The organism is Streptomyces fructofermentans (assembly GCF_014651055.1).
Classification (GTDB): domain Bacteria; phylum Actinomycetota; class Actinomycetes; order Streptomycetales; family Streptomycetaceae; genus Streptomyces; species Streptomyces fructofermentans.
This window is the reverse complement of record NZ_BMWD01000015.1, coordinates 1-14,135: the sequence shown is the minus strand read 5'-3', so window position 1 is coordinate 14,135 and position 14,135 is coordinate 1. Positions and strand designations below refer to the sequence as shown.

The 14,135-nt window shown below is 70.1% G+C and carries 5 protein-coding genes and 1 tRNA gene; 1 reads left to right on the top strand and 5 read right to left on the bottom strand.

Annotated features, from left to right (window positions below; genetic code table 11):
* Positions 1–249: 249 nt before the first annotated feature.
* From IE265_RS20850 to IE265_RS20840, 3 genes are all read right to left on the bottom strand, one after another.
* On the bottom strand, positions 250–3,018 hold the full coding sequence (locus IE265_RS20850) for a DNA translocase FtsK (protein ID WP_190037162.1): 2,769 nt from the start codon (positions 3,016–3,018) through the stop codon (positions 250–252).
* Positions 3,019–3,504: 486 nt separating this feature from the next.
* Entirely contained in the window at positions 3,505–4,188 is a 684-nt protein-coding gene (locus IE265_RS20845) for a response regulator (protein ID WP_190037161.1), read from the bottom strand.
* Positions 4,189–4,531: 343 nt separating this feature from the next.
* Positions 4,532–10,015 carry a HAMP domain-containing protein gene (locus IE265_RS20840; RefSeq protein WP_190037160.1) on the bottom strand — a complete coding sequence of 1,828 codons (5,484 nt, stop codon included), beginning with the start codon at positions 10,013–10,015 and terminating at the stop codon, positions 4,532–4,534.
* 316 nt (positions 10,016–10,331) lie between these two features.
* Between IE265_RS20840 and IE265_RS20835 the strand changes: the two genes are divergently transcribed.
* A complete protein-coding gene (locus tag IE265_RS20835; RefSeq protein ID WP_190037159.1) occupies positions 10,332–13,079 on the top strand; it encodes a SpoIIE family protein phosphatase in 2,748 nt (915 codons plus the stop codon).
* A 64-nt stretch (positions 13,080–13,143) separates the two neighbouring features.
* Here IE265_RS20835 and IE265_RS20830 read toward each other — a convergent pair.
* Positions 13,144–13,216, bottom strand: a tRNA-Thr gene (locus IE265_RS20830).
* Positions 13,217–13,297: 81 nt separating this feature from the next.
* Positions 13,298–13,975 carry a DegT/DnrJ/EryC1/StrS family aminotransferase gene (locus IE265_RS20825; RefSeq protein WP_190037158.1) on the bottom strand — a complete coding sequence of 226 codons (678 nt, stop codon included), beginning with the start codon at positions 13,973–13,975 and terminating at the stop codon, positions 13,298–13,300.
* Between the last annotated feature and the right edge of the window lie 160 nt (positions 13,976–14,135).

The window sequence follows — 14,135 nt, the reverse complement described above, 5'->3', positions numbered from 1 at the left end:
GGTACGAAAGGGTGGGGCAACCGGGCGGTATGACTTTGTACGCCATCGGAATGGCCCGGCATCCCGGTGGCGGAAGGCGGGCTCTCACCCTCCCTCAACTTGACGTGCGACGAAGGGAAACGGTTGCTCACCGTTTCCTTACGGCTGAGTCACGTTCGGATCACCCGGGTGCTTCGGGCCCGGTCACCCGCGCCCGTTCACCCGTGTGGCCCTGACCCACCGGTGGCGGAACCGGACCGCTTCGTCTCCTTACGGTTGAGCCTCCCCCCGGATCACCGCAAGCACTCCGTCCAGCTCGTCAGCCTTCACAAGAACATCACGTGCCTTCGAACCTTCGCTCGGTCCGACGATGTTCCGGGACTCCATCAGATCCATCAGCCGGCCCGCCTTGGCGAAGCCGACGCGCAGCTTGCGCTGGAGCATCGAGGTCGACCCGAACTGCGTGGAGACGACGAGTTCGGCCGCCTGGCACAGCAGGTCCAGGTCGTCGCCGATGTCCTCGTCGATCTCCTTCTTCTGCTTGGTGCCCACGGTGACGTCCTCACGGAAGACGGGCGCCATCTGGTCCTTGCAGTGCTGCACGACGGCGGCGACCTCGTCCTCGGTGACGAAGGCGCCCTGCATACGGGTCGGCTTGTTCGCCCCCATCGGCAGGAACAGTCCGTCGCCCTTGCCGATCAGCTTCTCGGCGCCGGGCTGGTCGAGGATGACCCGGCTGTCGGCGAGGGAGGAGGTCGCGAAGGCGAGCCGGGAGGGGACGTTCGCCTTGATCAGACCGGTCACGACGTCCACCGAGGGCCGCTGGGTGGCGAGCACCAGGTGGATGCCGGCGGCACGCGCGAGCTGCGTGATGCGCACGATCGCGTCCTCGACGTCCCGCGGGGCGACCATCATCAGGTCGGCCAGCTCGTCCACGATCACCAGCAGGTACGGGTACGGGGAGAGCTCCCGCTCGCTGCCCTCCGGCAGCTTGACCTTCCCCTTGCGGATGGCGTCGTTGAAGTCGTCGATGTGCCGGTAGCCGAACGCCGCGAGGTCGTCGTAGCGCAGGTCCATCTCGCGCACGACCCACTGGAGCGCCTCGGCGGCCCGCTTCGGGTTGGTGATGATCGGTGTGATCAGGTGCGGAATGCCTTCGTACGCGGTGAGTTCGACGCGCTTGGGGTCGACGAGGACCATGCGTACGTCCTCGGGGGTCGCGCGCACCATGACGGACGTGATCAGGCAGTTGATGCACGAGGACTTGCCCGAGCCGGTCGCTCCGGCCACGAGCACGTGCGGCATCTTCGCGAGGTTGGCCATCACGTAGCCGCCCTCGACGTCCTTGCCGAGCGCCACCAGCATCGGGTGCTCGTCCTCGGCGGCGGCCGCGAGGCGGAGCACGTCACCGAGGTTGACCATCTCCCGGTCGGTGTTGGGGATCTCGATGCCGACCGCGGACTTGCCGGGGATCGGGCTGATGATCCGCACGTCGGGACTCGCCACGGCGTACGCGATGTTCTTGGTGAGGGCGGTGATGCGCTCCACCTTCACGGCGGGGCCCAGTTCGACCTCGTACCGCGTGACCGTCGGACCGCGGGTGAAGCCGGTGACGGCGGCGTCGACCTTGAACTCCGTGAAGACGGTGGTCAGCGAGTCGACGACGGCGTCGTTCGCGGCGCTGCGCGCCTTGCCGGGGCCGCCGCGCTCCAGGAGGTCGAGCGAGGGCAGGGAGTACGTGATGTCGCCCGAGAGCTGCAGCTGCTCGGCACGCGGCGGCAGGTCGCGCGGCGTCTCCGGAGCCGGCTTGGTGAGGTCGGCGACGCCCGCCTTCAGCATCTCCTGCTTGGGCTTGACCGCCTTCGCGCGCGCGGCGGGCACCGGCGTGGTGTCCTCGCGGCGCCCGGTGTCCTGCCGGTCGCCCCTGTCTGCCCTGTCCCCTCTGTCCGCTCTGTCTGCACCCACGCCCTGCGTCAGGTCGGCCACCAGGGGCGACGGCGGCATCCCGTGCATGACGGCGCCGTCGAGCGCCGCCGCGGCGGCCGCGGCCACGTCCACCGCGTCCATGGGCCGGTCCAGGGAGGGCTGCTGCACGGCGGGCCGCCTGCGGCGGCTGCGGCGCTCGGAGAGCGCCTCCTGCTCCGCGCCGTCCGGGTCGTAGTCCTGCGGCGTGGGACCGCGCCTGCGAGCGCCCGCGGGCAGCCCTCCGCGCCACTGCTCGTCGTAGCGCTCGTCGTCCTCGCCGAAGGGCTCGTCGGTCACCGGCGGCTGTACGAGGCCGAGCCTGGCACCGAGTTGGCGCAGCCGCTGCGGGATGGCGTTGACGGGCGTGGCGGTGACGACCAGCAGCCCGAAGACGGTGAGCAGCACCAGCAGCGGCACGGCGAGCACGTCGCCCATCGTGTACGACAGCGGGGTGGCCGCGCTCCAGCCGATGAGCCCGCCTGCGTCCCTTATGGCCTGCATGCCGTCGACGCGGGCGGGCGAGCCGCAGGCGATGTGGACCTGCCCGAGCACTCCGACGACGAGCGCGGACAGGCCGATGACGATGCGCCCGTTGGCGTCGGGCTGCTCGGGGTGCCGGATGAGCCGGACCGCGACGACCGCGAAGAGGATCGGCACGAGCAGGTCGATGCGTCCGAAGGCGCCGGTCACGAGCATCTCGACGAGATCGCCCACCGGACCCTGGAGGTTGGACCAGGTCCCGGCGGCGACGATCAGCGCGAGACCGAGGAGCAGCAGGGCGAGGCCGTCCTTGCGGTGCGCCGGGTCGAGCCCCTTGGCGCCCTGCCCTATGCCGCGGAACACCGCGCCGACGGCGTGCGCGATGCCGAGCCACAGGGCACGGACGAGCCGGTACACGCCCCCGGTGGGGCTGGGCGCCGGCTTCGGGGGCGCGGCTTTCCTGGCTGCGGCCTTCTTCGCAGGCACCCTTTTCGCGGCGGCTTTCTTCGCGGGGGCCTTCTTCGCCGGAGCCTTCGTCGGAGCGGCCGCCTTCTTCGCGGGCGACTTCTTGGCTGCGGACTGACGTGAGGCCATGGGTGTGAGGTTACCGGTGGAGACCACTGCGGACACGTGTGCCTACTGCTTCACCCGTTCGTGTCGCCCGTGCGGGGCGCCAGGCTGACGGCACGTCACGCACGGAAGCCGTACGGGCCACCGGGCGTCCCCGGTCCCGCCCCCGCTCGACCTCGGAGTCGGCCGACGGGCCCCGATCCCCGCGTCCGGCACCGGAGTTGCACCCGGACGCCCCCGTTCCGGCGCTCCGGTCACGCCCTCCAAGGGAAGCGCCTCCACGAACCCTCACGGAAAGCGCCCCACCGGAGCACTGGCACCGAGCACCGAGCCATCAGGCCTCGGAGCCAGAAGCCTCAACCCCAAGCCGCAAGCCGCAACCGCACGCGCAAACGCCGGTCGCGCGGCCCACGTCATGGTCGGCCCCGCGAGGGGCCACCGCCACGCGGTGGGTACCGGAGCGACCGGCGTAGTGGGCGGGCGCACGGCGCCCGGCCCTGAACAGTCGTGTCAGTTCTGCGAGGGCAGCGAAGCCGCCCCACTCCCCGTGCCCGGCTCCAGCGCGTCCAGCGCCCGCCGCAAGCCCGTGAGTTTGCGTTCGAGATGGGCCGCCGTCGCGACCGCCGCCGCGTCCGCGGAGTCGTCGTCGAGCTGCTTGGAGAGCGCCTCCGCCTGCTCCTCGACAGCCGCGAGCCGTGCGGAGAGTTCGGCGAGCAGCCCCGCGGGCTCCTTCACCTCGCCGACCGCCTTGCCGCCGTTGCCCTCCAACTGGAGGCGCAGCAGGGCCGCCTGCTCCCGCAGTTGGCAGTTCTTCATGTACAGCTCGACGAACACCGAGACCTTCGCGCGCAGCACCCACGGATCGAACGGCTTCGAGATGTAGTCGACCGCACCCGCCGCGTATCCGCGGAAGGTGTGGTGCGGGCCGTGGTTGATCGCCGTGAGGAAGATGATCGGGATGTCCCGGGTCCGTTCCCGCCGCTTGATGTGCGCCGCGGTCTCGAAACCGTCCATGCCCGGCATCTGGACATCCAGCAGAATGACCGCGAAGTCGTCCGTGAGCAGTGCTTTGAGCGCTTCCTCCCCGGACGATGCCCGGACCAGTGTCTGATCGAGCGCGGAGAGGATGGCCTCCAGCGCCAGCAGATTCTCCGGCCGGTCATCGACCAGGAGGATCTTGGCCTTCTGCACCATGGCCCGCCCTCCTCGCCCCGGCATGGGGCCTCCCCTGTCCACAGGACCTTGGGTGGCACCCGGCGCCATCCCAGGGGACGACTCCCTTGCGCCGCCCGTCCTTGTGCCGGTCATGGTAGCCGCACCCCGCCTGTCGCCACACCCTGTCACCGCGATGTCACTGTGCACGTAGCAGAAACGCAGCGGGAGACCAGAAGGTTCCCCGAATCCCGGCTCTCTACACGGCCCCGGGCACAGTCAGTCAGCATTGCCCGGCACATTCCGCTCACGCGACGCGGCGGTCCGGCCGGCCGGGCGCGCCCCGCGCGCCCGGTCCGCCGATCGCGGCACCGCGGCCGAGCGGTCACTGCCCGCGCATCCACTGCTCCATCACCGTGAGCAGGTGGTCGGGATCGACCGGCTTGGTGACGTAGTCGGAGGCACCCGATTCGATGGCCTTCTCCCGGTCGCCCTTCATGGCCTTGGCCGTGAGGGCGATGATCGGCAGGCCCGCGAACTGGGGCATCCGGCGAATCGCCGTCGTGGTCGCGTACCCGTCCATCTCGGGCATCATGATGTCCATCAGCACGACGGTCACGTCGTCGTGCTGCTCCAGGACCTCGATGCCCTCCCGGCCGTTCTCGGCGTACAGGACCGACAGGCCGTGCTGCTCCAGGACGCTGGTCAGAGCGAACACGTTGCGGATGTCGTCGTCGACGATCAGCACCTTCTCGCCCTCGAAGTGGAAGACCGCGCGCGACTGCACGGCCGCCCGCTCCTCGGCGCGCGTGACCCAGGACTCCTGAGGCTGCGTGTGCTGCCCCGTGCCCGCCCCCCGCTGCTCACCCGCGGGCAGGGCCCGGCGGCGCCGCCTGAAGAGCGCCGCGGCCCCGTTCTGCGTCTCCTGGTAGGACTTGACCTCGGCGGGGGTCTCCACATGGCCCCCGTCCTCCCCGGCCCCGACGAGTTCGCCGTTCTCCATGGAGGGGGCGAGCTGCGGATAGCCCTGCGGCGGCAGTTCGCTGGGGTGCAGCGGCAAGTACAGCGTGAACGTCGATCCGCGTCCCGGCTCGCTCTGCGCGTGGATCTCGCCGCCCAGCAGCCGCGCGATCTCCCGCGAGATGGACAGCCCCAGTCCCGTACCGCCGTACTTGCGGCTCGTGGTGCCGTCGGCCTGCTTGAACGCCTCGAAGATCACCCGCATCTTGCTCGCGGCGATCCCGATGCCCGTGTCGGTCACGGAGAACGCGATCAGGTCGGCGTCCGCGTCCCGCAGCGACCCCGCCTCCAGGAGCTGTTCCCTGATGGCGACCGGAACTTCCGCGCCCGCGGGCCTGATGACCAGTTCGACCGCTCCGGAATCGGTGAACTTCACCGCGTTGGACAGCAGATTGCGCAGCACCTGGAGGAGCCGCTGCTCGTCCGTGTGCAGCGTGGCCGGCAGCTCCGGGGACACCCGTACGGAGAAGTCGAGGCCCTTCTCCGCGGTCAGCGGACGGAAGGTGGCCTCGACGTAGTCGACGAGCTGCACCAGCGCGATCCGGGTCGGCGACACGTCCATCTTGCCCGCCTCGACCTTCGACAGGTCGAGGATGTCGTTGATGAGCTGGAGGAGGTCGGAACCCGCCCCGTGGATCGTCTCCGCGAACTCGACCTGCTTCGGCGTCAGGTTGGAGTCGGCGTTGTCGGCGAGCAGCTTGGCCAGGATGAGCAGCGAGTTGAGCGGTGTCCGCAGCTCGTGCGACATGTTGGCGAGGAACTCGCTCTTGTACCGCATGGAGACGGCGAGTTGCTCGGCCCGCTCCTCCAGGACCTGCCGCGCCTCCTCGATCTCGGTGTTCTTCACCTCGATGTCGCGGTTCTGCTGGGCCAGCAGTTCGGCCTTCTCCTCCAGCTCGGCGTTGGACGCCTGGAGGGCCTTCTGCCGGTTCTCCAGCTCGGCCGAGCGCTCCCGGAGCTGCTCGGTCAGCTCCTGGGACTGCTTGAGCAGCACCTCGGTCTTCGTGTTGACCGCGATCGTGTTGACGCTCGTCGCGATCATCTCGGCGATCTGGCTGAGGAAGTCCTTCTGGATGTGCGTGAACGGCTGGAACGAGGCCAGCTCGATCACTCCGAGCACGGTCGCCTCGAAGAGCACCGGCAGCACGATGACGTGCGCCGGAGGCGCCTCGCCCAGCCCCGAGGCGATCTTCAGGTACCCCGGCGGCACGTTCTCCACCAGGATCGTGCGCTTCTCCTTCGCCGCGGTCCCGATGAGCGTCTCGCCGGGCCGGAACGACGTCGGCATGGAGCCCATCGAGTACCCGTAGGACCCCAGCATCCGCAGTTCGTACGAGTCGTCGTGGGCGGCGCCCACGTCCTTGCCGTCGTCCAGCGGCATCGCCAGGAAGAACGCGCCGTGCTGCGCCGACACCACCGGGGTCAGCTCGCTCATGATCAGCGAGGCCACGTCCGCCAGGTCCCTGCGGCCCTGCATCAGACCGGAGATCCGGGCGAGGTTGCCCTTCAGCCAGTCCTGCTCCTTGTTGGCGATGGTGGTGTCGCGGAGGTTGGCGATCATCTTGTTGATGTAGTCCTGAAGCTCCTGGATCTCGCCCGAGGCGTCCACGTCGATCTTCAGGTTGAGGTCGCCGCGCGTCACCGCGGTCGCCACGCGCGCGATGGCACGCACCTGCCGGGTCAGGTTCCCGGCCATCTCGTTCACCGACTCGGTGAGGTCGCGCCAGGTGCCGTCGACGTCACGCACCCGCGCCTGGCCGCCCAACTGCCCCTCGGTGCCCACCTCGCGGGCCACCCTGGTGACCTCCTCGGCGAACGAGGAGAGCTGGTCGACCATCGTGTTGATGGTGGTCTTGAGCTCCAGGATCTCGCCGCGCGCGTCGATGTCGATCTTCTTGGTCAGGTCGCCCTTCGCGATGGCCGTGGTGACCATCGCGATGTTGCGGACCTGGCCGGTCAGGTTCGACGCCATGCCGTTCACCGACTCGGTGAGGTCCTTCCACGTACCCGACACGCCCGGCACCCGCGCCTGGCCGCCGAGGATGCCGTCCGTGCCCACCTCGCGGGCCACCTTGGTGACCTGGTCGGCGAACGAACTCAGCGTCTTCACCATCGTGTTGAAGGTGTCGGCGAGCTGCGCGACCTCGCCGCGGGCCTCGATCGTCACCGTCCGCGTCAGGTCGCCGTTGGCGACGGCCGCCGCGACCTGCGAGATGTTCCGCACCTGCATGGTCAGGTTGTAGGCCATCAGGTTGACGTTGTCGCTGAGGTCCTTCCAGATGCCCGTGACGCCGGGCACCCGCGCCTGGCCGCCCAGTTGGCCCTCGGTACCCACCTCGCGGGCCACCCTGGTGACCTGCTCGGCGAACGACGACAGCTGGTCGACCATCGTGTTGACGGTCGTGACCAGTTCGAGGATCTCCCCCTTGGCGTCGACGGTGATCTTCTTCGACAGGTCGCCCATCGTGACGGCGGTCGTGACCTCGGCGATGTTGCGCACCTGGATGGTCAGGTTGTTCGCCATGAAGTTCACGGACTGCGTGAGGTCCTTCCAGGTGCCGGAGACACCCTGGACCTCGGCCTGCCCGCCGAGGATGCCCTCGGTGCCCACCTCGCGGGCCACCCGCGTCACCTGCTCGGCGAAGTTGGAGAGCTGGTCCACCATCGTGTTGAGGGTGTTCTTCAGCTCCAGGATCTCGCCCCGCGCGTCCACGTCGATCTTCTGCGACAGGTCACCGCGGGCCACCGCCGTCGCGACCTGCGCGATGTTGCGCACCTGGGCGGTGAGGTTGCCCGCCATGCCGTTCACGGAGTCCGTCAGGTCGCGCCACACGCCGGCGACGCCCGGCACCTGTGCCTGCCCGCCCAGCCGGCCCTCGGTACCCACGTCGCGGGCCACCCGCGTCACCTGCTCGGCGAAGGCGCTGAGCTGGTCGACCATCGTGTTGATGGTGTTCTTCAGCTCCAGGATCTCGCCCCGCGCGTCGACCTCGATCTTCTGCGACAGGTCGCCCCGGGCCACCGCCGTCGTCACCTGCGCGATCTGCCGCACCTGGGAAGTGAGGTTGCCCGCCATGAAGTTGACGGAGTCGGTGAGGTCCTTCCAGGTGCCGGACACGCCGTCCACGCGGGCTTGGCCGCCGAGCCGGCCCTCGGTGCCCACGTCGCGCGCCATCCGCGTCACCTGGTCGGCGAACGACGACAGCTGGTCCACCATCGTGTTCACGGTGTTCTTCAGCTGGAGCATCTCGCCGGAGACGTCCACGGTGACCTTCTGCGACAGGTCGCCGTTGGCCACCGCGGTCGTCACCTGCGCGATGTTGCGCACCTGTCCGGTGAGGTTGCGGAACGCCGTGTTGACGGAGTCCGTGAGGTCCTTCCACGTACCGGCCGCGCCCGGCACCTGCGCCTGACCGCCCAGCTCGCCCTCGACGCCGATCTCCCGCGCCACCCGGGTCACCTCGGCGCCGAAGCTGGAGAGCTGGTCGACCATCGTGTTGACGGTGTTCTTCAGCTCCAGCATCTCGCCGGCGACCTCGACGCTGACCTTCTGCGACAGGTCGCCGTTGGCCACCGCCGTCGTCACCGCGGCGATGTCCCGCACCTGCGTGGTGAGGTTCCGGAAGACCGTGTTCACCGAATCGGTGAGGTCCTTCCACGTACCCGCCGCACCCGGCACGTTCGCCTGCCCGCCGAGCCGCCCCTCGCCGCCGACCTCGTTGGCGACCCGGGTGACCTCGTCCGCGAACGTCCGCAGGGTCTCCGTCATCTGGTTGATCGTCTCGGCGAGCTGCGCGACCTCGCCGCGTGCCGACACGGTCACCTTCTGCGACAGGTCGCCGTTGGCCACCGCCGTCGTCACCTGTGCGATCCCCCGCACCTGGGCCGTCAGGTTGCCGGCCATCAGGTTCACCGAATCGGTGAGGTCCTTCCACACGCCCGCCACACCAGGCACCTGCGCCTGGCCGCCGAGTTCGCCCTCCGTGCCCACCTCGCGGGCGACTCGCGTGACCTCGGACGAGAAGGACGAGAGCTGGTCCACCATCGTGTTGACGGTGTTCTTCAGCTCAAGCATCTCGCCGGCCACGTGAACCGTGACCTTCCGGGACAGATCACCCTTGGCCACCGCCGTCGTCACGAGCGCGATGTCCCGCACCTGCGCCGTCAGCCGGTAGGCCATGGTGTTGACCGAGTCCGTGAGGTCCTTCCACGAACCGGACATGCCGCGCACCCGCGCCTGCCCGCCGAGCTTGCCCTCGGTGCCCACCTCGCTGGCCACGCGCGTGACCTCGTCGGTGAACGTGGACAACTGGTCGACCAGGTTGTTGACCGTCCGGCCGACCTTCAGGAACTCGCCGCGCAGCGGATGGCCGTTGCCGTCGGCCGCCTGCGCCCGCAACTCCATCCGGGGCGACAGGTCGCCCTCCGCCACCGCGGAGAGCACCCGGCCGACCTCGGACACGGGCCGTACGAGGTCGTCCACGAGCGCGTTCGACGCGTCGATCGCCGAGGCCCAGGAACCCTCGCAGGCACCCGCCTCCAGGCGTTCCGTGAGCTTTCCCTCACGTCCGACCACGCGCCGCACACGCGACAGCTCACCCGTCAGATGCAGGTTCCGGTCGGCCACCTCGTTGAAGACGGCCGAGATCTCCGCCATGACCCCGTCACCGGTGACCGTGAGCCGCTTGCGGAAGTTGCCGTCCCGCATCGACACCAGGGCGGTCAGCAGCCGGTTCAGGGCCGCCGTGTCCACCTCGGTGGTGCCATTGCGCGGTTTGCGCTCACTGCCCAGGGACTGTCCGCCTTTCGCGCGCGTCTTCGTGCCCCGCGTCGCTGCGCCAGACTCCACTGTGTCCCTCCCGCAAGGGTCGACCATTACTGCTCGGCGTACTCGGGTACTGCTGCTCGACGACCGGAAGGCACTCGCCTGCCCGGACCGTCCCTTGAAGCCTGCCCAGTGTTTCACCCTGCCTGAACCAGGCCATAACAGTTCGGCAGCTTCGCACATCGTCCGCACACACACGCTGCGGGCGGAAACGCGCGACCGGCATCCGCGTGGACGGCGAAGGTAAGTAACCTTGCATGCGGCTGTCCAGCAGCGCCGGTCCTTCCGGCCTGGGCGGTGGCACGATCACGAGCGGGCAGGCATCGGAGGGCACCGCACCATGACCACCGGACTGCATCCTGGGGGACAACCCCAGGATCCCAGGCCCACGGGAAGCGAGCCCCTGCCCCGGCAGGAGCGGGCCGACCACGGAGCCCAGCCCGCCGACAACCGGACAAGGAGTTCTGTGATCACCGCGCGCGCGGCCGCCAGCTTCGACCCCGTCGGGCGGTCCGTCGCGACCGCTCGTTCCTTCGTCCGTGACACCCTCCAGGGCTGGGGCTTCGCCGACATCGTCGACGACGCCGTGGTCCTCACCAGCGAACTGGTCACCAACGCCGTGGTACACGCCGGCACGTCCGCGGACGTCCTGTGCCTGCGCAGCGACGACGGTGTACGGATCGAGGTGGCCGACCGCTACCCAGAACGAGAGATCCCACTCCAGGGGACGGCCGTCAACATGGGCAGCCCCGACCGGGAGGGCGGCCGCGGCCTCCAGCTCTGCGCGGCCCTGGCCGACCGCTGGGGCGTCGAGTACACACCGACCCACAAGCAGGTCTGGTTCCAGCTCGAACTGCCGGACCGCCCCGTCGGCACCCGGGCGGCGGGCCCCTCCCTCCCGACCCACCTGCTCCCCCTCGCCGACGGCCGCGTCCGCGTCGCCGTCGTCCAGATCGACCGCTCCGGCGCGATCAACGCCTGGAGCGAGGACGCCGAGGAGCTCTTCGGCCACCCGGCCGAGAAGGTCGTCGGCAAACCGTTCACCGATCTCGCCGCCTGGCCGCACACCCCCGGCACGAGCACCGGAATCGTCGAGGCCCTCCGCCTCTCGCGCTGGGAGGGCAGCTACGGCTTCCGCGGCGCCAACGGCCGCGTCACCCCCGTCTACGCCTCACACCTGCGCGTACGCGACACCGGCGGCGAACCCTCGACGGTCTGCCTGCTCGTCCGCGACCACGAACGCGCCGTCCTCCAGACCCCGTTGCGCGCCTCGGCCACCGACACCACCACCAGCTCCGAGGGCCAGGCCTCGGACCCGTTCGAGGTCTTCATCGGCTCCCCGGCCCCCGACGACCTCGACGGCCTCCTCCAGCGAACCGTGGAGCGCGCCCGCGACATGCTCGACGGCGACTCCGCCTTCCTCCTCCTCGCGACCGACGACGAGACCGAGTTGGAGGTGCGCGCCTCCACGGGCCTGCCCTCCGCCCGCCAGCGCTTCGCCCGCGTCCCCGTGGAGGCGGGCCCCGGACGGTACGGCTCCGCCCGTATGCCGGCCGTCCACGAGGACCTCATGGTCGTCCCCGGGGCCGTGCCCCTGCTGGGCGGCACCGGGATGCGCTCGGTCGTCACCGTGCCCCTCAAGGTCGAGGGCCGCCTCACCGGCTCCCTCGGCGTCGCGGCGGAAGCGCCCGGGAGGTACACCAACGAGGAGGCCCTGCGCCTCCAGTTCGCCGCCGACCGCATCGCCCTGGCCGTCGAATCGGCCCGCCTGGGCGAGCTGGAACGCCTGCGCCGAGGCTCCCTCTCCTTCCTCGTGGAGGCCTCCGACCTCCTCGCCGGCACCCTGGACCGCGACCAGACACTCGCCCTCATGGCCCAGATGACCGTCCCCACCCTGGCCACCTGGTGCGCGGTCTACACGATCGCCGACCAGGCCTCGGACCCGTACCTCTCGTACGTCCTGCACGAGGACGAGGACCGCATCGACGGCCTCAAGGCCCTCCTGTCTAAGATCGCCCCGCCCGACCCCGTGCCGACCCCGGGCGCCCGTGTGTGGGCCGCCCCGGCGGAGGCCGCCCACCAGGCCGCCCTGCGCACCTCCATGCGCAGCCTGGGCCTCGGCGAACCCCCGAACTCCGACTCCGGCATCGGCACGACCCTCGCGACGGCCGCGGCCGTCGGCGGCGAGACGGTCGTACTCCCCCTCGTGGCACGCAACCGCGTCATCGGCATGCTGACGCTCGGCAAGCCGTCCGACGAGCACTTCCGACAGGAAATCCTGGAACTGGCCGAGGACTTGAGCCGCAGGGCCGCCCTCGCCCTCGACAACGCACGCCTGTACTCGGAGCGCACGGCCATCAGCCAGTCCCTCCAGCGCAGCCTCCTGCCCCCGGAACTCCCCCTCGTCGAGGGCGTGGAGGTCGAGGTCATCTACCGCGCGGCCGGCGAGGGCAACGAGGTCGGGGGCGACTTCTACGACCTCTTCCCCATCCGCGACGGCGCCTACGGCTTCGCGATCGGGGACGTCTGCGGCACGGGCCCCGAGGCGGCCGCGGTCACCGGCCTCGCCCGCCACGCGCTGCGCCTGCTCGCCCGCGAGGGCTTCGGCGGCCCCGCGGTCCTGGAGCGCCTCAACTCCGCCATCCTCGACGAGGGCGCCCGCAGCCGCTTCCTGACCCTCCTGTACGGGGAGTTGTGGCCGCAGGAGGACGGCTCCGCGCTCCTCAAGGTCGTCTGCGCGGGCCACCCGCTGCCCCTGCGGCTCCGCCAGGACGGCACCGTCGAACCGGCCGCCGAACCCCAGCCGCTGCTCGGCGTCATGGAGGACCTGGAGCTTTACGAGCAGACGGTCACCCTGGACCCGGGAGACGTCCTGCTGTGCGTGACCGACGGCGTCACCGAACGCCGCGAGGGCACCCGCATGCTGGGCGACGACGGCCTCGCGGACGTCCTCACCACCTGCACGGGCCTGACGGCCGGAGCGGTGGCCGCCCGCATCATGCGCGCGGTCGAACGATTCGCCTCCGACGCCCCGTCCGACGACATGGCGATCCTCGCGATGCGCGTCCCCGGCCTCCACAAGGACTGAGCCGGGACCCGGCCCCGGACATGCGAAAGGCCTCCGCCCAATGGGCGGAGGCCTTTCGAGTCTGAGCCCCCAAACGGAATCGAACCGTTGACCTTCTCCTTACCATGGAGACGCTCTACCGACTGAGCTATAGGGGCCTGTTGCGTCGAGGTCTCCCCCGCGGCAACGGAATAGATCATACCCCGAACAGCAGCGTGCTCCCAACCGCGTTCGACGCCCTAGAAGGCGGGCTGCAGAAGCCCTCCCAGCGCATTGCAGGCGGACACCATCCGCTGCATCTCGCGCTTGCTCGACAAGCCGCCGACCGGCAGCGCCAGCGTCTCGTCCGCGGCCCGCTCCGTCTCCGGCAGGCAGACGTCCCGCCGGAACAGCGGTATCCGGTGCACCGGGGTCTTCACCGGCACCCGGCAGTCGACTCCCCTGCTGCGCACGGCCCGCGCGAACGCGTCCCGGTCCGGCCGCCCGTTCCCCGGCACCCGCACGACGTACTGCTGGTACGTGTGCCCGGCACCGCTCTCCGGCGTCCGCACCCCCCTCAACCGCCTGTCGAGGAACGCGGCTTGCGCCCTGCGCTCGTCGAGCTCCCCGTTCGGGGTCTCCGACTCGCCCTGTTCCAGCACGAGGAGCCCGTGCCGTTGTCCGACCTCCCACAGCCCCGTCATGTCGGCCGGCCGGCCGAAGCGGTGCACGACGACGACAGCGGCCGTACGCGGTCCGACGACCGCGTTCACCTCTGCGGCGTCGAGGCAGTAGGTCGAACCGTCTATGTCCGCGAACACCGGTGTCGCACCCGCCTGGACGACGGCTTCGGCGACCTCGGCATTGCCGAACGCCGGCACGACTACCTCGTCACCGGCACCCACACCGGCGGCCCTGAGCATTGCAGCAGTACGCATACTGCGGATGCTCGCCGTGCAACGTGAACGCGAAGTGACGCACAACAAAAAAGAGCTGGTCCCCGAACCGAAGTTCGGGGACCAGCTCTTTATCAAGATTAGTTCGGCGGCGTCCTACTCTCCCACAGGGTCCCCCCTGCAGTACCATCGGCGCTGTGAG

What these genes read in the sequence shown, in the direction of transcription:
- IE265_RS20850 (WP_190037162.1), bottom strand. Translation starts at nt 3,018, where the DNA reads ATGGCCTCACGTCAGTCCGCAGCCAAGAAGTCGCCCGCGAAGAAGGCG.
- IE265_RS20845 (WP_190037161.1), bottom strand. Translation starts at nt 4,188, where the DNA reads ATGGTGCAGAAGGCCAAGATCCTCCTGGTCGATGACCGGCCGGAGAAT.
- IE265_RS20835 (WP_190037159.1), top strand. Translation starts at nt 10,332, where the DNA reads ATGACCACCGGACTGCATCCTGGGGGACAACCCCAGGATCCCAGGCCC.
- IE265_RS20825 (WP_190037158.1), bottom strand. Translation starts at nt 13,975, where the DNA reads ATGCGTACTGCTGCAATGCTCAGGGCCGCCGGTGTGGGTGCCGGTGAC.